20 protein-coding genes are annotated in these 23399 nt (G+C 67.1%); 11 read left to right on the forward strand and 9 right to left on the reverse strand.

Annotated features, from left to right (window positions below; translation table 11 throughout):
* Nucleotides 1-5: 5 nt before the first annotated feature.
* Both AVL59_RS06215 and AVL59_RS06220 read right to left on the reverse strand, forming a co-directional pair.
* Entirely contained in the window at nucleotides 6-827 is an 822-nt protein-coding gene (locus AVL59_RS06215) for a hypothetical protein (protein WP_067300181.1), read from the reverse strand.
* 52 nt (nucleotides 828-879) lie between these two features.
* On the reverse strand, nucleotides 880-1170 hold the full coding sequence (locus tag AVL59_RS06220; protein ID WP_067300182.1) for a hypothetical protein: 291 nt from the start codon (nucleotides 1168-1170) through the stop codon (nucleotides 880-882).
* Nucleotides 1171-1457: 287 nt separating this feature from the next.
* Here AVL59_RS06220 and AVL59_RS06225 point away from each other — a divergent pair, with 287 nt between their 5' ends.
* The 7 genes from AVL59_RS06225 (at nucleotide 1458) to AVL59_RS06255 (ending at nucleotide 12612) form a co-directional block, all read left to right on the forward strand.
* Nucleotides 1458-3653 carry an ABC transporter family substrate-binding protein gene (locus tag AVL59_RS06225; RefSeq protein ID WP_067300183.1) on the forward strand — a complete coding sequence of 732 codons (2196 nt, stop codon included), beginning with the start codon at nucleotides 1458-1460 and terminating at the stop codon, nucleotides 3651-3653.
* A 221-nt stretch (nucleotides 3654-3874) separates the two neighbouring features.
* Nucleotides 3875-5782 (forward strand): translational GTPase TypA, encoded by a 1908-nt coding sequence (gene typA / locus AVL59_RS06230; protein ID WP_067300184.1) that lies wholly within the window; start codon nucleotides 3875-3877, stop codon nucleotides 5780-5782.
* 608 nt (nucleotides 5783-6390) lie between these two features.
* Complete coding sequence (locus tag AVL59_RS06235; protein ID WP_067300185.1) at nucleotides 6391-7431, forward strand: ABC transporter permease; 1041 nt, start codon at nucleotides 6391-6393, stop codon at nucleotides 7429-7431.
* A gap of 103 nt (nucleotides 7432-7534) precedes the next feature.
* Complete coding sequence (locus AVL59_RS06240) at nucleotides 7535-9331, forward strand: ABC transporter substrate-binding protein (protein ID WP_067300186.1); 1797 nt, start codon at nucleotides 7535-7537, stop codon at nucleotides 9329-9331.
* A gap of 90 nt (nucleotides 9332-9421) precedes the next feature.
* Nucleotides 9422-10399 carry an ABC transporter permease gene (locus AVL59_RS06245; protein ID WP_067300187.1) on the forward strand — a complete coding sequence of 326 codons (978 nt, stop codon included), beginning with the start codon at nucleotides 9422-9424 and terminating at the stop codon, nucleotides 10397-10399.
* A gap of 14 nt (nucleotides 10400-10413) precedes the next feature.
* Nucleotides 10414-11475 carry an ABC transporter ATP-binding protein gene (locus AVL59_RS06250; RefSeq protein ID WP_067300188.1) on the forward strand — a complete coding sequence of 354 codons (1062 nt, stop codon included), beginning with the start codon at nucleotides 10414-10416 and terminating at the stop codon, nucleotides 11473-11475.
* Between the two features lie 12 nt (nucleotides 11476-11487).
* Nucleotides 11488-12612 (forward strand): ABC transporter ATP-binding protein, encoded by a 1125-nt coding sequence (locus tag AVL59_RS06255; RefSeq protein WP_067300189.1) that lies wholly within the window; start codon nucleotides 11488-11490, stop codon nucleotides 12610-12612.
* On the opposite strand, the gene AVL59_RS06260 is transcribed toward AVL59_RS06255, so the two are convergent.
* On the reverse strand, nucleotides 12609-13346 hold the full coding sequence (locus tag AVL59_RS06260) for a class I SAM-dependent methyltransferase (RefSeq protein ID WP_067300190.1): 738 nt from the start codon (nucleotides 13344-13346) through the stop codon (nucleotides 12609-12611). The two genes, AVL59_RS06255 and AVL59_RS06260, sit on opposite strands and share 4 nt — an antisense overlap.
* A gap of 150 nt (nucleotides 13347-13496) precedes the next feature.
* Here AVL59_RS06260 and AVL59_RS06265 point away from each other — a divergent pair, with 150 nt between their 5' ends.
* Nucleotides 13497-14045: a YciI family protein gene (locus tag AVL59_RS06265; protein ID WP_067300191.1), complete on the forward strand. Its 549-nt coding sequence runs from the start codon at nucleotides 13497-13499 to the stop codon at nucleotides 14043-14045.
* Between the two features lie 52 nt (nucleotides 14046-14097).
* Here AVL59_RS06265 and AVL59_RS06270 read toward each other — a convergent pair whose 3' ends face one another.
* Nucleotides 14098-14298 carry a DUF397 domain-containing protein gene (locus AVL59_RS06270; RefSeq protein ID WP_067300192.1) on the reverse strand — a complete coding sequence of 67 codons (201 nt, stop codon included), beginning with the start codon at nucleotides 14296-14298 and terminating at the stop codon, nucleotides 14098-14100.
* 2 nt (nucleotides 14299-14300) lie between these two features.
* A complete protein-coding gene (locus AVL59_RS06275) occupies nucleotides 14301-15119 on the reverse strand; it encodes a helix-turn-helix domain-containing protein (RefSeq protein WP_372450354.1) in 819 nt (272 codons plus the stop codon).
* Nucleotides 15120-15359: 240 nt separating this feature from the next.
* Here AVL59_RS06275 and AVL59_RS06280 point away from each other — a divergent pair, with 240 nt between their 5' ends.
* The 3 genes from AVL59_RS06280 to AVL59_RS56265 all read left to right on the forward strand — a co-directional run bounded on the left by AVL59_RS06280 (nucleotide 15360) and on the right by AVL59_RS56265 (nucleotide 18146).
* Nucleotides 15360-15773, forward strand: coding sequence for an ATP-binding protein (locus tag AVL59_RS06280; protein WP_067300194.1), 414 nt, complete (start codon nucleotides 15360-15362; stop codon nucleotides 15771-15773).
* 469 nt (nucleotides 15774-16242) lie between these two features.
* Nucleotides 16243-16920, forward strand: a complete 678-nt coding sequence (locus AVL59_RS06285; RefSeq protein WP_067316955.1) for a CDP-diacylglycerol diphosphatase — start codon at nucleotides 16243-16245, stop codon at nucleotides 16918-16920.
* Between the two features lie 797 nt (nucleotides 16921-17717).
* Nucleotides 17718-18146, forward strand: a complete 429-nt coding sequence (locus tag AVL59_RS56265; protein WP_418361200.1) for a ricin-type beta-trefoil lectin domain protein — start codon at nucleotides 17718-17720, stop codon at nucleotides 18144-18146.
* Between the two features lie 207 nt (nucleotides 18147-18353).
* On the opposite strand, the gene AVL59_RS06290 is transcribed toward AVL59_RS56265, so the two are convergent.
* The 4 genes from AVL59_RS06290 to AVL59_RS06305 all read right to left on the reverse strand — a co-directional run bounded on the left by AVL59_RS06290 (nucleotide 18354) and on the right by AVL59_RS06305 (nucleotide 23321).
* The gene (locus tag AVL59_RS06290) at nucleotides 18354-19397 is read right to left on the reverse strand and encodes an ABC transporter ATP-binding protein (RefSeq protein WP_067300195.1); all 1044 of its coding nucleotides are present in this window, start codon (nucleotides 19395-19397) and stop codon (nucleotides 18354-18356) included.
* A gap of 26 nt (nucleotides 19398-19423) precedes the next feature.
* On the reverse strand, nucleotides 19424-20449 hold the full coding sequence (locus tag AVL59_RS06295) for an ABC transporter ATP-binding protein (RefSeq protein WP_067300196.1): 1026 nt from the start codon (nucleotides 20447-20449) through the stop codon (nucleotides 19424-19426).
* A gap of 11 nt (nucleotides 20450-20460) precedes the next feature.
* On the reverse strand, nucleotides 20461-21444 hold the full coding sequence (locus tag AVL59_RS06300) for an ABC transporter permease (protein WP_067300197.1): 984 nt from the start codon (nucleotides 21442-21444) through the stop codon (nucleotides 20461-20463).
* Between the two features lie 95 nt (nucleotides 21445-21539).
* Complete coding sequence (locus tag AVL59_RS06305; protein ID WP_067300198.1) at nucleotides 21540-23321, reverse strand: ABC transporter substrate-binding protein; 1782 nt, start codon at nucleotides 23319-23321, stop codon at nucleotides 21540-21542.
* Between the last annotated feature and the right edge of the window lie 78 nt (nucleotides 23322-23399).

Below are 23399 nucleotides of genomic sequence, written 5' to 3' on the forward strand. Positions count from 1 at the left end.
CCTCACTAGAAGAAGCGCGGATCGTCGAAGACCCCGGACGCGACCAGATAGACGTAGAAGTCGGCGAGCGCCACGCTCAGCAGCGACGCCCAGGCCAGCTGCATGTGGCGGGCGTTCAGCCTTCCGACGAACTGCCAGGCCCGGTAGCGCACGGGGTGCTTGGAGAAGTGCTTGAGCTTGCCGCCGACGATGTGCCGGCAGGAGTGGCAGGAGATCGTGTACGCCCAGATCAGGGTGATGTTGACCAGGAAGACGACCGTGCCGAGGCCCATGTGGCCCCAGCGGTAGTGCTGGTCGCGGAAGGACAGCACGGTGTCGTAGGTCAGCACGCAGGCGACCAGCAGGGCGGCGTAGAAGAAGTACCGGTGGAGGTTCTGCAGGATCAGCGGGAAGCGGGTCTCACCGGTGTACTTCGCGTGCGGCTCGGCGACCGCGCAGGCCGGCGGGGAGGCCCAGAAGCTGCGGTAGTACGCCTTGCGGTAGTAGTAGCAGGTCAGGCGGAAGCCGAGCGGGAAGATCAGGATGATGATCGCGGGGGAGATGCCCCACCAGCTGCCGAAGAGGTCGGCGTTCGGCCCGGCGTGCATGGTCTCGCAGTTCTGGGCCAGGCACGGCGAGTAGAACGGGGAGACGTACGGCGCCGCGTAGTAGTGCGCGTTCGCGAAGGCCCGCCACGTCGAGTAGACGATGAACGCGAACAGACCGGCCGCGGTGACGGCGGGCGCCAGCCACCAGCGGTCGGTCCGCAGATGCGGGACGGCGATCGCGGCGCGCGTACGGGCGCGTACGCCGCCGCTGTTCTGTTGATGTTCCGTACCAGTCGCCAAGGGAGCACTCCGGTCGGTTCAGGGTTCGGGGCGTGCCGGTCGCACGCGCCCGTCAGGGGGCGTGCCGGTCGCGGGCGCCCAGACCCTCGTCGTCCGAGTCCGTCCACAGGCTGATGTCGTACGGCGTGTCGGAGATGGTGACGAGGTCGGGCCGGTTCGGGGCGGCCCCGGTGGCCGCCGCTTCCCGCAGCAGCGCCACGCTCTCGCGCAGATGGTCGGAGTCCGTCCGGACCCGGCGCATCTCCAGGCCACCGCTGCCCAGCTGGGTCTCCAGGCGCCCCAGCGACCGGTGAAGGTCGTCGAGACAACGCTGGACCGATGTCAGTTCGTCGTGCACGGACATGACTTGCCCTCACTTCCACGGGTCTCGCGGGCCCTGGGTGGCAACGTTCATGCGCCTTGGAGTGTTGCGCCTCACACCTGTCGCTGTGAAGAGATGTGCACCGATTGGCCGAGGCGTACGGATGCACATTCGGGTGTGTTGCGCCGCACGGGTGGCTTACCGACCGTTGCCGCCGTGTCGCCCGCTCTCGCCGGATCCTTTCCTCTTCAGTGGGCGCATAGATCTGATCAGCTCCATATACCGCCAAAAGTGATCATAACGCCCGAGGGTTCCCGGAGGTAGCAGAGATGTCCCACCACGGCGTCGGACCTAACGCGGTGATGCGCTCGGTCGCCTTCCTCACCGCCGGCGCCCTCGTGATGCCTCTCCTCGCGGGCTGCGGGTCCGACGACGACGCGGCGGGACACCCTCTGGCCGGGCAGGACATCGTTCCCGTCGCGCGCGATCAGGTCGCTTCGGGCGGCACCCTGAAGTGGGCCGTGGACGCCGTACCGGAGACCCTGAACACCTTCCAGGCCGACGCCGACGCGGGCACCACCCGCGTCGCCCAGGCCGTGCTGCCGTCGATGTTCCGCATGGACCCCGCGGGGCGCCCGGTGGCGAATCCGGCCTACCTGGAGTCCGCCGAGGTCATCGAGACCGAGCCACGCCAGGTCGTCCTGTACAAACTGAACCAGCAGGCCGTCTGGAGCGACGGCCGGGAGATCGGCGCCGCCGACTTCGTCGCCCAGTGGCGTGCCCTGTCCGGCAGGGACAGCGCCTACTGGACCGCCCGCAACGCCGGCTACGACCGCATCGAGAAGATCGAGCGCGGTGCGAACGACCTCCAGGTCCGGGTCACCTTCGCCCGCCCCTACGCCGACTGGAAGTCGCTGTTCTCCCCCCTGTACCCCAAGGACGTCATGGGCACCCCGGACGCCTTCAACGACGGCGCCCGCCGCAAGCTGAAGGTCACCGCGGGCCCCTTCGACCTGCAGAAGGTCGACACCGCCGCGAAGGACGTCGTCCTCACCCGCAACCCGCGCTGGTGGGGCAAGCCCGCCAAGCTCGACGAGATCGTGCTGCACGCCGTGCCCCGCCAGCAGCGGGCCGCGGCGCTCGCCGACGCGAGCGCGGACCTGGCCGACATCGACCCGTCCGACGCCGAGCGGATCATCCTCGCCACCCGCCAGAAGGGCACCGGCACCCCGCTGCAGGGCGGCGGGAAGACCTCCGTCAAGAAGCTGCGCTCCTGGGCGCTCGCCCACGGCCTCGACTCCGACGAGGTGCACGCCGGCAAGAAGAAGCTGCGCAGGGCCATCACCCGGTACCTGGAGCAGCAGGAGGAGCTGCGCGCCTTCGACGTCCGCAAGTCGCTGGAGCCCGCCTACACCCAGCTCGCGCTCAACGGCGCCGGCGGCCCGCTCGCCGACGACCGGGTGCGCCGGGCCGTCGCCCGCGCGCTGAACCGCGAGGAACTCGCCAAGCTCGTGCTCACCCCGCTGGGCCTGCCCGCCGTCCCGGTCGGCAGCCACCTGGCCCTGTCCGGCCAGGCCGCCTACGCCGACGGCAGCGGCGCGCTCGGCGGCCAGGACACCGAGGAGGCGCAGGCGTTGCTCACGGACGCCGGCTGGGTGGCCGGGGGACCGGTGAAGCAGGAGAAGAAGGGCTCGAAGGCGGCCGGCGCCCAGAGCGGCGAGAAGGACGAGGAGGAGAAGTCCGAGGGCGGCACGGACGGCGAGTACATCGTCGGCGAGGACGACAAGGGCAAGCACCACGAGTCGGCCGAGGAGAAGCGGGAGAAGGGCGACGAGGGCGGCAAGCAGCTCGCGCGGGACGACCGGCAGTACTCCGGCGCCGACCCGAAGCGGGGCGGTGCGCCGGGTGCGTACGCGCCGAAGGGCACCGCGGCGCCGGCCGGCGCCGTGACCGCGCCGCTCGCCAAGGACGGCAAGGCGCTCGCGCTGCGCTTCGTGCTGCCGTCGGGGCCCGGCTCCGAGACGCTGAACACGGTCGCCGAGCGGATCTCCGCGATGCTGGAGAAGATCGGTATCGGCACGACGATCACCAAGGTCTCGGACGAGAGCTACTTCAAGGACCACATCGCCGCCGGTGACTACGACCTCGCCCTGTACTCGTGGCCGTCCACGGCCTTCCCCGCGACCGACGCGCGGCCGATCTTCGCGAAGCCGGTGCCGGCCGCGGACGGGTCGGTCAGCGTCGAGCAGAACTACACGAGGGTCGGTACGGATCAGGTCGACCAGCTCTTCGACCAGGCGGCGGGGACGCTGGACGAGGACGAGGAGCGGGATCTGATCCGGAAGGCGGACTCTCGGATCTGGGCCGCGGCGGGGTCCGTTCCGCTGTACCAGCGGCCTCAGCTGGTGGGGGTGCGGAAGAATCTCGTCAATGCGGGCGCCTTCGGCTTCCAGACGCCGATCTATGAGGACATGGGCTTCTTGAAGAAGGGGGCGAAGATCTCGCCGAGCCCGAGCAAGGGGTAGGCGGGTCTCGCGGTCGGGTGCGGGTGCGTTTTGGCTGGTCGCGCCCGCGGCGGAGCCGCATATCGATACGGCTCCGCGCCCCTTGAGGCTGGCCCGGGGAGCCCTCGCTGCGAAGTCCACGTACCATGGGGTGAGGCCGTGGCGTGTCAAGCCCGGCAGGCCCGCGTCACACGGACGTACGCAGTAGGGCCTTTCTCACCACTCCGGGAGTTCGCCGCACTATGGCCACGCGCCACGACATCCGCAACGTCGCCATCGTCGCTCACGTCGACCACGGCAAGACCACCATCGTCGACGGCATGCTGAAGCAGGCCGGCGCGTTCGCCGCCCACCAGCTCGACCAGGTCGACGACCGGGTCATGGACTCGAACGACCTGGAGCGTGAGAAGGGCATCACGATCCTCGCCAAGAACACGGCGGTCAAGTACCACCCGAAGGACGGCGGGGACCCGATCACCATCAACATCATCGACACCCCCGGCCACGCCGACTTCGGCGGCGAGGTCGAGCGCGGTCTGTCGATGGTCGACGGTGTCGTGCTGCTCGTCGACGCCTCCGAGGGCCCGCTCCCGCAGACCCGCTTCGTGCTGCGCAAGGCCCTCCAGCAGCGCCTGCCCGTCATCCTGTGCATCAACAAGACGGACCGTCCGGACTCCCGCATCGACGAGGTCGTCAACGAGACCTACGACCTCTTCCTGGACCTGGACGCGGACGAGGACCAGATCGAGTTCCCGATCGTCTACGCCTGCGGCCGTGACGGCGTCGCCTCGCTGACCAAGCCGGACGACGGCACGGTCCCGGCCGACAGCGACAGCCTGGAGCCGTTCTTCTCCACGATCCTGGAGCACATCCCGGCCCCGACCTACGACGAGGCCGCCCCGCTCCAGGCCCACGTCACCAACCTGGACGCCGACAACTTCCTCGGCCGTATCGCGCTGCTCCGCGTCGAGCAGGGCGAGCTGCGCAAGGGCCAGACGGTCGCCTGGATCAAGCGCGACGGGTCCATCAGCAACGTCCGCATCACCGAGCTGATGATGACCGAGGCGCTCACCCGCAAGCCCGCCGAGGTGGCCGGCCCGGGTGACATCTGCGCCGTCGCCGGTATCCCGGAGATCATGATCGGCGAGACCCTCGCCGACACCGAGAACCCGGTCCCGCTCCCGCTGATCACGGTGGACGAGCCCGCGATCTCCATGGTCATCGGCACCAACACCTCCCCGCTGGTCGGCCGCGGCGGCACCGGCAAGGGCGCCGACGCGAAGGCGGCGGTCAAGGACCGCAAGGTCACCGCCCGCCAGGTCAAGGACCGCCTGGACCGCGAGCTGATCGGCAACGTCTCGCTGCGCGTCCTGGACACCGCGCGTCCGGACGCCTGGGAGGTCCAGGGCCGTGGTGAGCTGGCGCTCGCCATCCTGGTCGAGCAGATGCGCCGCGAGGGCTTCGAGCTGACCATCGGCAAGCCGCAGGTCGTCACCAAGGATGTCGACGGCAAGACCTACGAGCCCGTCGAGCGCATGACGATCGACGTGCCCGAGGAGCACATGGGCGCCGTCACGCAGCTCATGGGTGTCCGCAAGGGCCGTATGGACAACATGTCCAACCACGGCTCCGGCTGGGTGCGCATGGAGTTCGTGGTGCCCTCCCGCGGTCTGATCGGTTTCCGTACCGAGTTCCTGACCCAGACCCGCGGCACGGGCATCGGCCACTCCATCCACGAGGGCTTCGAGCCGTGGTTCGGCACGCTGCAGACCCGTAACAACGGTTCGCTCGTCGCCGACCGCTCCGGTGCCGTCACCGCGTTCGCGATGACGAACCTCCAGGAGCGCGGCGTGCTGTTCACGGAGCCGGGCACCGAGGTGTACGAGGGCATGATCGTCGGCGAGAACTCGCGCTCCGACGACATGGACGTCAACATCACCAAGGAGAAGAAGCTCACGAACATGCGGTCCTCGTCGGCCGACTCGTTCGAGGCCATCGTCCCGCCGCGCAAGCTCTCGCTGGAGCAGTCGCTGGAGTTCTGCCGCGACGACGAGTGCGTCGAGGTGACCCCGGAGGCCGTGCGCATCCGCAAGGTGAACCTGGACGCCCGTGAGCGCGCCCGCGCCGCGAGCCGCGCCAAGCACGGCTGACCGAGGGCCGGATCCGGCCCCATAACACGGCCGGACTCGACTCCATAGCAACGCACCCGAGCCCGGGCACCCCCATGGTGGGGGTGCCCGGGCTTTGTGCAACCGGTTTTCGGGCCGTCGGCGACCCGGGATCGGCGACTCTTGTCCGTAATGCGGAGATCTCAGACCGATACCCATGTAACACGTCCGTTTCGCGGCCTTCTACCGGCGAACAGTTTGTCCAGTTATTGGAAGATGTTCGCTCCAGCTGTGACTGAATTGAGATTTAAAGACGGTGGTCGGCACCTGGCTCATGGCAGATAGTTAGCCGCGTAGCGCTCGGGTCAATGGGTCTCGCGCTGTGGGGACAGCGCCGACTCACGAGCACCAGGGGGTGTCTGACCCTCCGTCAGGGGTGTCGGAGGGAAGACGGAAACCCTCTCCTGTTGGTGAACACGTGAAGTCATGAGGAGGAACCCCCATGCGCGGTGTCACGCACACCAGATGGGTCAGTTCGTCGCTTCCAGCGGTGTGATTCGGCCGTAGAACTACGCGCGTCCGGCTGCGGATTCGCGCGTCTTCGGAGTACCCGAAAACTCTCACACCCATACCCGTGAAACGGACGAACCGTGACAAGTCCTATCGACATCGAGGGCGGCGGGGCTTCGGTCGTGGTCGACGGCGAACCAGGGCCGGAGACGCAATCCGAGGCCAAGAGGCTCCAGGGCCGGTCCCCCGGCCAGCTGATGTGGATCCGCTTCAAGCGCGACCGGACCGGCGTCATCTGCGCCGTCGTGGTCATCGGCTACTTCGTCGTGGCCCTGCTCGCACCACTGCTCGTGAAACTGCCGGGCACCGATCCGTACACGCTCTACGGCCAGGATCCCACCTACGCGGACAAGCCCGTGCTGGACCAATTCGGGCTGCCGCTCGGCTACTTGGGCGGCGTGTCGGGCGACCACTGGTTCGGCGTCGAGCCGCAGTACGGCCGTGATCTCTACGCCATGCTGCTGTACGGCATGCGGACCTCGCTGTACATGGCGCTCGGCATCACCGTCCTGGTCATGGTCACGGGTGTCGTCGTCGGCCTGATCGGCGGCTACTTCGGCGGCCGTACGGACTACTGGATCGGCCGGGCCACCGACTTCTTCCTCTCCTTCCCGCAACAGCTGTTCTTCATCGCCTTCATGCCCGTGGTGACCTCGTTCTTCGTGGACCCGCGGGAGGAGACCCCGACGTACTTCCGCGCCCTGGCCATGCTGATCGTGCTGTGGCTGCTGGGCTGGATGGGCATGGCCCGCCTGGTCCGCTCCACCGTACTGTCCCTGCGCGAGCGGGAGTTCGTCGAGGCGGCCAAGGTCTCCGGCGCCTCGCCCTGGCGGATCGTACGCAAAGAGATCCTGCCCAACGTCGTCACCCCGATCCTGGTGCAGTTCACCTACACACTGCCCAGCACGATCCTCAGCATCGCCTTCCTCTCCTTCGCGGGCGTCGGGTTCGTCGAGCCGACGCCGGACTGGGGACGCCTCTTCGCGGCCGGCGCCCGGTACGCCGAGCAGGACCCGGCGTTCATGTTCTTCCCCGGAGTGGCACTGGTGATCTTCGTCCTGTCCTTCAACCTCCTCGGGGACTCCGTACGGGACGCGTTCGACCCCAAGTCCGGGCGATAGTCCGTCCGTTGGGTGGGGGTGGCTGCCGCCCCCGCCGGCCCGTCAGGCCGGCTGCCGGCAGAACTCACGGATAACAACACCGACAGGTAGGTGGATTCGCCACATGTTGTCTCAGAGCACACGCAGAGCGCGCGCCGTCGTGATTGCCCTCGCGGCCGGCTCCCTGGTCCTGACGGCGGCCTGCTCGAAGAACACGGGCGGGAAGTCCGGGGAGGACTCCAAGAAGGACCAGAACCAGGCGGCGGTCCAGTCCAAGGCGGTCACCTACGTCGACGCCGCCGGTTCGACCGGCCCCGCCAAGGACGTCCCCGGTGCCCGGAGCGGCGGCGCCATCACGATCTACCAGGAGGCCGGCCTCTCCCATCTGGACCCGGGCCAGATCTACGTCTCCGACGCCGGCCAGGTCGCCAACCTGCTCTTCCGCCGGCTGACCCAGTTCCAGGAGGACGACAAGGGCAACGTCTCGGTCGCCGGCGACCTCGCCACCGACTCCGGGAAGTCCTCCGACGGCGGCAAGACCTGGACCTTCACCCTGAAGGACGGCATCAAGGACGAGAACGGCAACCCCATCACCTCGGCCGACGTCCGCCACAGCATCGAGCGCCTGTACGCGAAGTTCATCTTCGACGGCCCGACCTATCTGCAGACCTGGCTGAGCGGCGCCGACTACCGGAAGGCGCTGCCCGGCGGCGGCTTCGACGGCAAGCACCTGCCGGCCAAGGTGCTGGACACCCCGGACGACAAGACGATCGTCTTCCACTTCGACACACCGCGTCAGGACCTGCCGCAGACGCTCGCCATGGCCGGTTACGCCATCGTCCCGGCGAAGACCGACACCAAGGAGAAGTACGAGAAGAAGCCGGTCGCCACCGGCCCGTACAAGATCGCCGAGAACAAGGCCGGCAAGCTGCTGAAGCTGGTCAAGAACACCAACTGGGACCCGAAGACCGACTCCGTGCGCCACCAGTACGTGGACGGGTTCAACATCCAGTTCGGCGTCACCGAGTCGACCCAGACCAAGCGGCTCATCGCCGACGAGGGCGACAACAAGAACGCCATCCAGCTCACCAACGGCGTCGAGGCCACCCAGATCCAGGACGTCATCAACAACGCCGAGGCCAGCAAGCGCACGGTCAAGGGCTACCAGCCCTACGTCATGCAGCTGACCTTCAACCTCGACCGGGTCAAGGACATCAAGGTCCGCAAGGCCGTCGCCTACGCGGTCAACTCCAAGTCCCTCATCGCCGGCGAGGGCGGTGCCTACGGCGGCGACGTCGCCCCGAACTACTTCGCCCCGACGCTGCCCGGCTACGAGCCGGCCTACGACCCGTACGGCCGCCTGAAGACCCCGCAGGGCAACATCGCCAAGGCCAAGGAGATCCTCAAGGACGTCCCCGCGTCCGAGAAGAAGCTCGTCTTCGCCTACGCCAACAGCGAGGCAGGCCAGAAGCGCAAAGTCGCCATCGGGGACGCGCTCACCAAGGTCGGCTTCAACGTGGTCTCCAAGGAGGTCGACGCGGCCAGCTACTACGAGCAGATCGGCAAGCTCAAGAACCCGTACGACATCTACATCAGCGGCTGGGGCCAGGACTGGCCGTCCCCGGCCACGGTCGTCACGCCGATCTACGACGGTTCGCAGGTCTTCGACGGCTCCGCGAACTACTCGCACGTCAAGGACCCGAAGGTCGACGCCCTCATCAAGAAGGCGCTGACCCAGCAGCCGGCCGAGGCCGCCAAGACGTGGAAGGAAGCGGAGCACTACCTGCTGGAGAACGTCGTCCCGTCGGCTCCGCTGTGGTACACGAAGCAGTTCCAGATCTCCGGTTCCAACGTGGGCGGGGCCCGCTACGGCTCGGTGTCCAGCCTTCTCGACATCACCCGGGTGTACCTGAAGTCGTGACCCACGGCTGACGGCGGGGGCACGCACCACACGAGCGTGCCCCCGCGAGCGAACCCTCCCACCGTCCGACCAGAGAGCAGTCAGCCCGCCATGCTTCAGTTCATCATCCGGCGCACGGTCGGCGCCTTCGTCACGCTCTTCCTCATCGGTGCGGCGACGTTCTTCCTGTTCGTGGCCGCACCCTCCGACTACGCGTCCCTGGCCTGCGGCAAGGACTGTTCGCCCCAGCGACTGGCTGACATCCGGCAGGCCCTGGGCCTCAACCTTCCCCTCGCCCAGCAGTTCTGGCACTTCATTTCCGGCATCGTGACGGGCCGTGACTTCCCGACCGGCCACTGCTCGGCTCCCTGCCTGGGCGTGTCGTTCTACTCGGGGGACATGGTCTGGAGCACCATCATGGACCGTTTCCCGCTGACCCTCACGCTGACCGTCGGCGGCGCGATCGTCTTCCTGATCATCGGCATCGGCGCGGGCATGATCGCCGCCTACCGGCGCGGAACCGTCGTGGACAAGGTGGCCACGGGCACGTCCATGGTGCTGAGTTCCTTCCAGATCTACTTCCTCGGCCCGGTCGTGCTGACGATCCTCGTCTACAGCACCGGCTGGATGGAGGACCCGAAGTACGTCCCCATCACCCAGGACCCGGTCGGCTGGTTCGTCGGCATGTCGATCCCGGTCTGTGTGATGGCGACCATCTTCACCGCGCAGTACACCCGTATGGCCCGCTCCTCGATGATCGAGCAGCTGGCCGAGGACCATGTGCGCACCGCCCGCGCCAAGGGCATGTCCCGCAAGTACGTCTTCTTCCGCTACGCCTGGCGCGGCTCGCTCATCCCGATCGTCACCGTCTTCGGCATCGACCTCAGTTCCCTGATGGGCGGTGCCGTGGTCACCGAACTGACCTTCTCGCTGCAGGGAATCGGCCGGCTCGCCGTGGACGGCGCGGTCAACAAGGACCTGCCGCTGACGATGGGCGTCATGCTCTTCGGCGCCTTCTTCATCCTGCTCCTGAACATCCTGACCGACATCACCTACGCGTGGATCGACCCGCGCATCCGGCTCTCCTAGGAAGATCCAGCATTGTGACCACCATGACCAAGGCCGCGGGCACACCGGCCCCGAGCGGGCCGGACGGCTTCCTGGCGGTACGCGACCTGCAGGTGACGTTCTCCACGGAGGACGGGCCGGTCAAGGCCGTCGACGGACTCTCCTTCGACCTGCACCGCGGGAAGACCCTCGGCATCGTCGGGGAATCGGGCTCCGGCAAGTCGGTCACCAACCTGACGATCCTGGGCCTGCACGACCCGATGTTCACCACGATCGACGGCGAGATCCTGCTCGACGGCAAGGAACTCATCACCGCCACCGAGAAGGAGATGGAGAAGCTCCGCGGCAACCGCGTGGCGATGATCTTCCAGGACCCGCTGACCGCCCTCTCGCCCTTCTACTCGGTGGGCCGGCAGATCGCCGAGCCGTACATGAAGCACCGGGGCGCCTCCAAGAAGGAGGCGTGGCAGCGCGCGGTGGAGATGCTCGCCAAGGTCGGCATCCCCAACCCCAGGGAGCGGGCCCGGGACTATCCGCACCAGTTCTCCGGCGGTATGCGCCAGCGCGCGATGATCGCCATGGCCCTGGTGTGCGACCCGGACCTCCTGATCGCCGACGAGCCCACCACGGCCCTCGACGTGACCGTCCAGGCCCAGATCCTCGACCTGCTCAAGGACCTCCAGCAGGAGTTCGGCTCGGCGATCGTCTTCATCACCCACGACCTCGGCGTCATCGCCGACATGGCCGACGACATCATGGTGATGTACGCGGGCCGCGCGGTGGAACGCGGCACGGTCGGCGAGGTCCTCCGCTCCCCGCAACACCCCTACACCTGGGGCCTGCTGAACTCGATGCCCCGGCTGGACTCCGACCTCGCCACCCCGCTGTCGCCGATCCCGGGCTCCCCGCCCTCGCTGCTGACCCCGCCGCCCGGCTGCCGCTTCCACCCCCGGTGCACCTTCCGGGACCGGGTCGGCGGCACCCGCTGCGCGACCGAGCGCCCCCTGCTGGCACCGGACCGCGCCTCCGCCTGCCACCTCACGGCGGAGCAGAAACGGACCATCTTCGTGGAAGAGATCAGGCCCCGACTGGGCTAGGAGGACATCAAGATGAAAGAGGACCTGGTCCTCCCGGCCGGCCGCAGGGCCACCGAGGGCACGGCCGCCGGGCCGCTGCTCGAAGTCTCCGGCCTGACCAAGTACTTCCCGGTCAGGGGCGGCTTCCCGATCCGCCGTACGGTCGGCCATGTCCAGGCCGTGGACGGGATCGACCTGACCGTGCACGTCGGCGAGAGCTTCGGCCTGGTCGGCGAGTCGGGCTGCGGCAAGTCGACGACGGGCCGCCTGATCACGCGGCTGCTGGAGCCGACGTCCGGTTCGATCTCGTACCGCGGCCGGGACATCGGCCACGCCACCCGCAAGCAACTGGCGCCGATCCGCTCCGAGATCCAGATGATCTTCCAGGACCCGTACTCGTCGCTCAACCCGCGGCAGACGGTCGGCAAGATCATCTCCGGGCCGATGGAGATCAACGGGATTCAGCCGGAGGGCGGCCGCGAGAAGCGCGTCCGCGAACTCCTGGAGATCGTCGGCCTGAACCCCGAGCACTTCAACCGTTTCCCGCACGAGTTCTCCGGCGGCCAGCGCCAACGCATCGGCGTGGCCCGCGCACTCGCCCTGGAACCGAAGCTGATCGTGGCGGACGAGCCGGTCTCGGCGCTCGACGTCTCGATCCAGGCGCAGGTCGTGAACCTGTTGCAGGAGGTGCAGAAGGAACTGGGCATCGCGTTCCTCTTCATCGCCCACGACCTGGCGGTGGTCCGCCACTTCTCGCAGCGGGTGGCCGTCATGTACCTCGGCAAGATCATCGAGGTCGGCGACCGCGAGTCCATCTACGAACGTCCGCGCCACCCCTACACCCACGCCCTGCTGTCCGCGGTCCCCGAGGTGAGCCTCACGGAGGACGAGGACGCGCCCCAGCACGAGCGCATCCGCCTGGCCGGCGACGTACCGTCCCCCATCAACCCGCCTTCCGGCTGCCGCTTCCGCACCCGCTGCTGGAAGGCCCAGGACAAGTGCGCGAGCGAGGAGCCGCCGCTGGTCCAGATCTCCGGCAACCGCACCGGCCACCTGACGGCCTGCCACTTCCCGGAGGAACCGACGACGGAGGCCCGGGACGAGGACATCGTGCTGGATCCGGCGCTGGCGGCGCTGGAGGAGGATTCGGCCGACTAGCTTCGCTCGGCCACGGTGATGATCTCCGGGCCGGCGGGGGTGAGCGGCCCCCGCCCCCAGTCCCCGTACTGCTCCACGACCCTCAGGCCGGCATCGGCGAGGAAGGCGCCCAGTCTCGGGCGGTCCAGGAAGCGCAAGGTCGCCGTGCTGACCCGGGGCCGGTCCCAGCCCTCGCTCTCGAAGGTCTCGGTGAAGGTCACCCGGTCCCCGACGAGCCCGCCCCGGACCTCGTGCCGGACGCGTACGGCCTTGCCGTCCGCGTCCGTCACCTCATGCACCCGGTCCGGCGTCCAGCGCTCCCAGGCCCGGGCGGCCGGATTCCGCGTCTCGAAGACGAACCGCCCTCCGGGGGTGAGCGCGTCCCGGACGGCGGCGAGGCAGGTACGCAACTCCTCATCCGTGAGCAGTACTTGAAAGGCGTGCCCGGTCATGACGGCGAGGTCGAACTCGGCCTGCCACAGCCGTGACCGCAGGTCCCCGAGCACCCACTCGACGCCCGGCTCAGCCCGCCGCGCTTGTACGAGCATGGCCGCCGCCGGATCGAGCCCCATCAGCCGCCCCTGGTGCCCCTCGGCCCGCGCCTGCCGCAACAGCCGCCCGGTACCGCAGCCGACGTCCAGCACAGAGTCGGCGGATCTCACCAGCTCCAGGTAGAAGTCATCACCCGGACCCCAGGGATTGAGGCTGTCGTAGAGCGATGCGAGCGAGAGATCGGCGAACGAATGATCTACCACCGCGGCAGTGTGACACACGATGCTGAACGGTGCGTCAGTTTCCGGGCTACTTCATGAACGACTCTCAGGTTCCGGGGACTTGAGGGCTTCGACACAGGGCGCCCAAAGCCGGTTGAGCTGGTGCCCTGCGTTGGGGAAGGGTCTGTGGTCATGGAGTTCTTCTGTTACCACCGTGACCGGGTCGGCTCCGTGCCGCTGCGCGAGGAGTTGTTGGAAGAGCACTGGTCCTACATGGACCGGTACGCGGCGGAGATGATCGCCCGTGGGCCGACCTTCGCCGACGACGGCGAGACGCCCACCGGTAGCGTGCACATCGTCGACCTGCCCGATTCCGCCGCTGCCCGCGCGTTCGCCTTCGACGAGCCCAACTACCAGGCCGGCGTGTACCGGGACGTGCTCCTGCGCCGGTGGCGCAATCTGCTGGGGCGCACCATGTGGGATTTCCCCGGCGGCCGGACCGGCGGGAATCGGTACTTGGTTCTCGGTCTCGGCCCGGGGCAGGGCGCCGACCTCGCCGTGCCGCCCGACCGGGACGAACTGATCGCGTTCGGGCCACTGCTGTCGGACGACGCCGTCACCTGGCTGGGTACGGCGGCGCTGGTCCGGGCCCCGGACCCGGACGAGGCACGCGCGGTACTGGCCCCGGACCGGTACGCGGTGGTGGAGGTCCACGGTTGGGAGTCCGGCGGGCGACGGTGATGAACCGAGGGTGCCCGTGAGAAAGGGCCGCACCTGGGAGGTGCGGTCCTCGTCAACGGCTCTCAGCTTCCGGGGACTTGAGGGCCTGGATGAAGGGGGCGAAGGCTTCGGGCGGGAAGGCGAGGGTTGCCCTGGTCGGGGTTTTCGAGTCGCGGATGGCTATGTGAGAGTCCAGGTCTGCGACTTCGACGCAGGCGTCACCCTCGTCGCCACCGGAGAAGGAGGACTTCCGCCAGGAGTGGGGGGTCAGCATGCTCACAGCTCCTTCGCCAGCCGGTGGATGAAGTCCCGCGAATGGTCCGGGTCCAGTGACACTGTCTCTACCCTACGGAATCGCGTTCGATATCGGTTGAGCTGGACTTCGGTATCGATGTAGACCGGCCCGCCGGGGCCGTCGCGGACGACGGTGTCCAGCTGGGGGACGGAGCCGCCGGCATACACCATCGCGCTACCGGCCCCGCCGAAGCCGTCCAGATCGAAGGGGATGACGCGTACGGTGACGTGATCGGCTTCGGAGATTTCCAGGACACGGGCGAGCTGAGCCCGTGTCGTGGATCGGTCGCCGACCCTGATGCGCAGCGCTGCCTCGTGGATTACGGCCTCGTACGGGACCGGGTCCGGACGTTCGATGATGACCCGGCGCTTCATCCGGTGATCGACCCGCCGCTCGACATCGCTCGGTGGGAACTCCGGGTTCACGTACGAGAAGAGGAACCGAGCGTAATCCGCGGTCTGAAGAAGACCCGGGACATGCAGGAACTCCACGTCCCGGCGGAAACGGGAGTGATGCTCCAGCTCGGGCAGATCCATGAACGGCGCGGGCAGCTGATCTCGGTACTCCTCCCACCAGCCACGGGTGCGGTCGGTCGCCATGGTCACGAGCGCGTCGATCAACGCCTCGTCTGTACAGGCGTAGTGGGACGCCAGGCGTCGTACGCGCTCGGCGCTCACACCGGCGACAGCGGACTCGATCTGGCTGATCTGCACGGAGTCGACTCCGAGCAACTCCGCTGCTTCGCGAGCCTTCATGCCTGTCGCCTCGCGCAGTCTGCGCAGTTCTGTGCCCAGCCGCACCCTGCGGACTGTGAGTTGCCTTTTCGGCGGCACCGTCAGCCCTCCTGTCGCAACTGCCCCGTGGGTGTAGCTCGTTCGGGGCTCAGGATACGGCAACGGCTTGCGGCTTCCTAAGTTTAGGAAATACCGTCGGTGACGCGACGCACACACAGCGGAAGCGCACTGCTCCGTCCTGCCATGACGGCTGCGGCAATGCCACCGCACGCGCAATCCCCACTCACCGAATGGAGTTGAAGACGCATGCCCGAAAGCGAAGCCTGGGACTACACCCTCTACATCCCCAACGACCTCAGAGCCGTCACCGTCTGCCGCCGCACCCTGCGCCTGATCCTGACCCTGCACGGCCTGATCGGGCTCCTGGACACCGCTGAACTGCTGGCGACGGAGCTGGTCTCCAACGCCGTACGGCACACGAAAGGGCCCGCCGCACTCAGGGTGCGCCGCTCCCCGGAGGGCGTGGTCTGGATCGGCGCGTGGGACACGGATCCCGAGCCACCGGAGCCGCCTCGGCCGTTGGAGCAGGTGGGTGAAGTGGAGGAAGAGGGGCGGGGGCTGGGGCTGGTCAGGGCGTGCGCTGACTACTGGGGCTGGCAGCCGTCGGCGCGGTTCGGGAACCGGGGCAAGTACGTGTGGTGTGAGCTGGGGGCGGCGTGATGGCGGGCCCCGCGCCCGTGGGCGGCCATTTCAGGGCAGGGAATTCAATCACTCCGCAGAATAGCTCCGCCGCAGCGTCACTTCATGGCGAGGAAAGCGGTGGCCAGTATTTCGCTCATTCGGTCGATCATCGTGGGTGAAGGAGTGGCCGAAACGGGACGAGACTGCCGCTCGCCCACACGGCCAGGGAGATAAGCGGAGCTGGCATAATCGGAGGTATTGTATGAATGACCGCAAGGATTCCGGCGGGCTGCCTCGGCGTCAATTCGTCGCAATCTCCGGTGGAGTCGGTGCAGCGGCGCTCATGGCCGGTGCGGGAGCGGTCGGGAGCGCCGCAGCAGCAGCCCGTCCCGCGCACGGAGAACCCTCATCCGGCCCATGCCCCTGCTGCCCTCCAGGCGCAAGCCCGAACCCCTGCCCCCCAACTCGCCTCCAGGCCGTCTGTGGCGACCCGGCTGACAAAGAGCCGCTGTGGAATGACGTCCAGTACTGCACCCACGGGAAAACGCCACCGTCGCCGCAGCCCAAGCCGGACTGCCTGAAAACAGCTCCCAATTACGTCGTGCTGCACGGCAAGCCCGAGAACACGCACGATTATCTACTGTCTCCCAGTTGTCGAATCACGGGTATCGAATGCCCGTTTCTTGAGACCTCTGAGGCGGCGAATTACTGGAACGATGCATGGGAGAACGCGAGGCGTGGAGGCGGCGTCCCCGTGGTGTACCCCAATATCGGGTTGGGGATGAACTCACAGGCTGCCCGGCGCTTCAACCAGATGCACATTCATATGGCCGGCATCAGGGAGAGCACGCAGAAGCGGCTCCAAGGCCTCGAAACGGAGGGCCGCGTCGCTGCCCAGCCTTCACAATGGAATGAACCGCATTACCAGGTGGCCATCTCGGGACCCCAAGGCCAAGGGGATCGCACGTATCGAGCACTCATGCTGCCCAGCCTGGGGCAAAATCTTTTCGCCCTGTTGGATCGGTATGTGGTGGCGCCGTCCGGGCTGGAGATGGCGAAGCAGACGTTGATCGTGGTACCGAAGATGACAGCCGCGGGATTCGCTGGAACTTTCTATGTCTTGAACAGTGACGAGTCACTGCACGACGGTACGAACACGTGCGACTACTTGCTTGTGTACGACTGAGGCCGCCCCCATGCGAAGGGCCCGCACATGCAGAGATGTGCGGGCCCTCATTCCCCTGGATCGGACGTTCATGGGCTCGGGTCAATGGGCCGAGAAAGTCCGTTCCGTAAGGGGGCGGCTGACGGAAAGGGGTGCGTTATCTCACGACCCTAGGGTTGAGGCTGTCGCGAAGCATGGCAAGTGGGAGGCTGAACTACCACCGTGGTCGTACGGCAAAGGCGGCACGGGCGGCGGAATTTGTTGAAGCTCCGTTGAGAGGAGAGGGTCTGTGTCGTGGGGTCCGCTGGCGGCCCGTTAGTACCTTGGTGGAGTGCGGGCATGGTGGGACATCTAGTTGTGCAGTCCCTGGACACAGTTGCGAGTGCGGGCTCGCCGCCCGCCTGAGAGTGAGCCGTCCCGCTGGGGTGACTGGGGTGGGTACGTTTCCGGCCGCCGTACTGATTGCGTTGCTCAATGCTCGGGCCCCGGTGTGGCTGATCAGCGCGTCTGTACTCGGCCGTCGGCATCGTGAATTCCGTCTTCGGTATTCCTGTGACTGAGCGTGTGGCTTTGATTGGCCGGGCCGCCACGGTAGCCCTGTCCTCGGCAAGTGAACTTTCGGACAGTCCGAATGCAGCCTTTGGCGCGTCAAAGATCAGCGATGAAGCTCAGAACTACCTCAAATGAGTGATCGATTTAGTGCGGAGAGTGATTGGATGGTTTCGCCAGTCACTCCGGACTGGAATCGATGAAGCGGGGAGTTCATGAGGTTCGCTCGCAAATCGGGCGCCGTCGCTTGTGCGACTGCGGCGTCCATCATGTTCGGTGTCGTAGGTACCGCTTCTCCGGCGCAGGCATCTAGTACATTGTGGTTCAGGCTCAGGAATGTGACCACCGGTCAATGTCTGATGTACAACGGTGACGGCAAGGCAGTCACTCAGGCTAAGTGTCAAGTGGTCAAGAAACAGCTCTGGGCGCGAGCCGGGCAGAATATCGTAACCGCGAACGACCGGATCCCGGGCCTCACGTGCTTGACAAGTGCAAACGGGCACGAAAAGCCGGTAACGGTCATAGATTGCAGTAAATCCGATATCACCCACAATGGGTGGACGATCCGGACTACAACTCTGCATCAGAAGACCATTGTGGGGGGGCCTTCGTGCGGCTACCTCAAGGTAGTCTCCGGAAAGGTGATCTGCGGTAAGAGGATGCTTGATAGCGACAGGGACTACTGGGAGATCTACTAGCGGATTTCCGTCATTAGACCCGAAGGCTGCCCGGGCCCCCTCAGTCGATGACGCTCGCAGTACCCGCTTTCAGGGAAAGTGAAAGCCCGTGGCACGCAACTGCGCGCCACGGGCTTTCTTTTCCCCTGGATCGGACGTTCATGGGCTCGGGTCAATGGGCCGGTGAAGGTCCGTTCCGTAAGGGGGCGGCTGACGGAAAGGGGTGTGTCAGGCCGCCGCCTCGGGGTCCTTGGAGAGGCGGGGAGCCGGGACGGTCTCCGACGTCTCAGGGTAGTGGCAGGCGGTCAGGTGGCCGGGCTTGTTGCCGTCCGCCTCGACCAGCGGCGGGGCTTCCGTGGCACACTTCTCCGTCGCCTTCCAGCAACGGGTGCGGAAGCGGCAGCCGGAGGGCGGGTTGATGGGGGAGGGCACGTCGCCGGCCAGGCGGATGCGCTCGCGCGGCTCCTCGTCCACCGTCGCCTCGGGCACGGCGGAGAGCAGGGCCCGGGTGTAGGGGTGGCGCGGGTTCTCGTACAGGTCCTCGCGGTCGGCGATCTCGACGATCTTGCCGAGGTACATGACCGCGACGCGCTGCGAGAAGTGCCGGACGATCGCCAGGTCGTGGGCGATGAACACGAACGCGATGCCGAGGTCCTTCTGGACCTGCTGGAGCAGGTTGACCACCTGGGCCTGGATGGAGACGTCCAGGGCCGAGACCGGCTCGTCGGCGACGATCAGCTTCGGTTCCAGGGCGAGTGCGCGGGCCACGCCGATGCGCTGGCGCTGGCCGCCGGAGAACTCGTGCGGGAAACGGTTGAAGTGCTCTGGGTTCAGGCCGACGATCTCAAGGAGTTCGCGGACGCGCTTCTCGCGACCACCGGCCGGGTTGATGTCGTTGATCTCCATCGGGCCGGAGATGATCTTGCCGACCGTCTGCCGCGGGTTCAGCGAGGCGTACGGGTCCTGGAAGATCATCTGGATCTCGGAGCGGACCGGCGCCAGCTCCTTGCGGCCCGCGTGCGTGATGTCCTGGCCGCGGTAGGTGATCTTGCCGCCGGTCGGCTCCAGCAGGCGGGTGATCAGCCGGCCCGTGGTCGACTTGCCGCAGCCGGACTCACCGACGAGGCCCAGGCTCTCGCCCTCGGCCACCTGGAAGTCCAGGCCGTCCACGGCCTGCACCGCGCCGACGGTGCGCCGGATCGGGAAGCCGCCCTTGATCGGGAAGTGCTTGGTCAGCCCCGAGACGTCCAGGAGGGGGGTTGTGTTGCTCATGGTCGTGAAGTCCCGTCTCGTGTCCGTCAGTTGCGCCGGGTTCCGGCAAAGTCGGCGAAGAGGTCCTGCTTCTGCTCCTGGGTGAGGTGGCAGGCGGAACCGCGGCCCTCGACGACCTCAAGGGTGGGCCGATCGCTGGAGCACAGCCCGCCGGACACCTTCTCGGCGAAGGCGCAGCGCGGGTGGAAGCGGCAGCCGGACGGCGGGTTGAGCAGCGAGGGCGGCGAACCGGGGATCGGCGTCAGCGGCACGTCCACCGACCCGTTGAGGGTCGGCATCGAGTTCATCAGGCCCAAGGTGTAGGGGTGGTCCGGCGCGCGGAGCACCTCCTTCTTGGTGCCGCGCTCCACGCACCGGCCGCCGTACATCACCAGCACGTCGTCCGCGATGTCGGCGATCACGCCGAGGTCGTGGGTGATGAAGATGATGGCGGTGCCGAACTCCTGCTGGAGGTCCTTGAGCAGGTCCATGATCTGAGCCTGGACCGTCACGTCGAGAGCCGTGGTCGGCTCGTCGGCGATCAGCAGCTCGGGGTCGCAGACCAGCGCCATCGCGATCATCGCGCGCTGGCGCATACCGCCGGAGAACTGGTGCGGGTACTCGTCCACGCGGACGTCCGGCTGCGGGATGCCCACCCGGCGGAGCATCTCCACCGCGCGTACCCGGGCCTCCTTCTTGGTGCAGCCGGTGTGCTTGCGGTACGTCTCCGCGATCTGCACGCCCACCGTGTGGTACGGCGACAGGGAGGCCAAGGCGTCCTGGAAGATCATGGACATCTTGTTGCCGCGCAGCTTCTCCAGCGTGCGCTCGGACGCCGTCAGCAGCTCCTGGCCGTCGAGGATGATCTCGCCGTCCATGGTGGTGCGCTCACGGTTGTGCAGACCCAGGATCGACAGGTTGGTCACCGACTTGCCCGAGCCGGACTCGCCGACGATGCCGAGGGTCTTGCCCTTCTCCACGTCGAAGGAGAGCCCGTCGACGGCCTTGACCAGGCCGTCCTCGGTGGAGAAGTGCACGCGCAGGTCGCGAACGGAGAGGAAGGGGGTGCTCATGAGATCTCTCCTTACGCGAGGCGGACGCGCGGGTCGATGAGGGCGTACAGGGCGTCGACGATGATGTTGAAGACCACGATCGCGGCGGCGGCCACCAGAGTGACGCCGAGCAGCACCGGGAGGTCGTTGTTGTGTACGGCCTTCACCGAGACGGCGCCGATGCCGTGCAGGCCGAACGTCGCCTCCGTGATGATCGCGCCGCCGAGCAGCGTGCCGAGGTCCAGGCCGAGGATCGTCACGATCGGGCCCATCGCGCCGCGCCAGGCGAACCGGAAGAACACCGTGCGCGCGGACAGGCCCTTGGCGCGTGCCGTGCGGACGTAGTCCTCGCTCAGAGTCTCGACCAGCTGGGAGCGGGTCATACGCGTGTAGTTCGCAGTGAAGATGATCGCCAGTACGAACCACGGCAGCAGCAAGCCCGAGAACCAAGCCCCGGGGTCGTCCGTGAAGCTGGAGTTGTCGTTCGGGCGGGGGAGAATGCCCCACTCGTCGGAGAGGTAGAACATCGCCACGATGCCGACGATGTAGATCTGCAGCGACGAACCGATCAGCGAGGCCGAGGAAGCGATCTTGTCCAGCGCCTTGCCCTGCTTGACGGCGGCGATCATGCCGGTGCCGACGCCGAAGATGACGAACACGACCGCGCTGCCCAGGGCGAGCGAGATGGTGGTCGGGAAGCGGTCCTGGATCAGGCCGAGCACCGGCACGCGGTTCTGGAACGAGTAGCCGAGGCACGGCGCGTTGCAGTGACCGAAGGAGCCGTAGTCGCGGCCCACGAAGACGCCTTCGAGCCAGTGCCAGTACTGCACCGGCAGTGGATCGTCGATGCCCAGGTTGTGCTTGACCAGCGCCAGAGTCTGTGGCGTGCAGACCTTGCCGCAGGCGACCCGGGCGGGGTCACGCGGCGCGACATAGAAGAGAAGGAAGGTGATGGCACTGATGATCAGCAGGATCACCGCTGCGCCGAGTATCCGGCGGATGAGAAAGCGGAACATGGCGATGGGATTCCCTGGGCGACGCCGTGGTGGGGGCGGAAGGGGGGTGGGCGGGGCGCCGGTGTGCGGCGCCCCGCCCCTGGACTGGCTGGTGCTTACGCCTTCACGTACAGCTTGTACATGACGAACGCCGAGAACAGCGGGTCGAACAGCGCGCCGCCGACCTTCTCGCCGTACAGGTAGAACCGGCGCTGGAAGGTTTCGGGGATGATCGGCGCCAGCTCGGTCATGATCTTCTTGTCCAGCGCCTCCCAGGCGTCGCCGGCCGCCTTCGGGTCGGCGATGACCGCGTTCTTCTTGATCGCGTCATTGACCCAGCTGACGTTCAGCTGCGAGACGTTGTTGGAGCCGTTGGCGATCGTGCCACCGTCGAACAGCGGCTGCATGACGGTGTAACCGGTCGGCCAGTCCGGGGACCAGCCGAACCACATCACGTCGAAGCTGTTGTCGACCTGCTGAACCTGGTCGTAGTAGCTGCCCTGGTCCACCGGCTTCACGACCGGGTCGAAGCCCGCCGCCTTCAGGGCGTTGACGATGACGACCTTGGTCTTCTCGTAGGCGTCGTTGCCGCCCTTGGGGTAGGTGTAGACGATCTTCTGGCCGACCTTGCCGGCCTCCTTCAGCAGCGCCTTGGCCTTGACCGGGTCGCCCTGCGGCTTCTTCGCCTTGTCGTAGACGTCCTGGTGCGCGTAGCCGAGGATGTCGGGGCTGATGATGGAGGTCGCGTAGTCACCGGCCGACTCGCCGCCGTAGATGCGGCGGATCTGCTCCAGCGGCCAGGCGTAGTTGAGCGCCTGGCGCACCTTCGGGTCGGTGATGCGCTTGCAGTTGATGGCGTAGTAGTACAGACCGCTGAGCAGACCGTTGATGGTTCGCTTCTTCAGCTGGGCGTCGCCCAGCACCTTCTGCAGACGCTCGGCGGGCACACCGCTGTAGGCCATGACCGAGTACTGGTCGCCGCCGCTCTGGGCGATCAGACGGTCGGTGGCGGGCAGGGACTCGGTGCCGAACTCGAAGGTGAAGCTGTCCGGGTAGGCGTTGCGGATCGCGTCCGTCTTCGGGTCCCAGTGCGGGTTGCGGACCAGCTTCATCGACTTGTCGATGGAGTGCTGTGCGATCTTGTAAGGACCGGAGGAGACCGGGTCCTTGTCGTACTTGTCCTTGGTGTCGTGGCCGACGGGCACGGCGCCGTAGGAGTGCATCGCCATCGTGAAGTTGAGGTCCGGGCGGGCCTGCTTCAGCTTCAGCGTGATGGTCTTCTTCGCCTTGTCGGTGACGATGGAGTCCAGGTGCTTGCCGCTGAACGGGCCCTTGTACTTCGAGCGGAAGTCGGTGGAGCCGACGAGCGCGGTCTGGACGTACTGGGCGCCCTCGGTGGTGAAGCTGGCGAAGCCGCGCTCGATGCCGTGGCGGACGTCCTCGACGGTCAGCTCGCTGCCGTCGTCCCACTTCAGACCGTCCTTCAGGGTGAAGGTCCAGGTCTTGCCGCCGTCGCTCATGGTGCCGGTGTCGGTGGCGAGGTCACCGACCAGCTTCATGGTGCCGTCCATGGCGATCTTGTAGCCGGTCAGCGCACGGATGTAGAGGTTGCCGACGGAGGAGTTCCAGGCGAAGTAGATCCGCTGGGGGTCCAGGTGGGAGAAGTCGCTCGGGCCGAGGCCGGTGATGTTGCCGCCCTTGCGCGCACCGGGGATCTCGGGGGCGGGGCCCGTCGAGTCCTCCTTGGTGCCGACCGTCACGTGGCCCGTGTACTTGTCGGTGCCGGCGTGGCCGGTGTTACCGCTCTTCCCGCCCCCGCTGCTGCACGCGGAGAGGACCATGGAGCCGCCGGCCGCGACCGACGTGGCGATGACGAAGTTTCTGCGGGAAAGGGACATGGCTTCCTGCTCTGCTGGAGGAGGGATACGGACTGCTCCGGCGGGCCCCGTCGCCCGGGCCGGAAGTATGGAGAGGGA

It is taken from the genome of Streptomyces griseochromogenes (assembly GCF_001542625.1).
In the GTDB taxonomy this organism is placed as follows: Bacteria; Actinomycetota; Actinomycetes; order Streptomycetales; family Streptomycetaceae; genus Streptomyces; species Streptomyces griseochromogenes.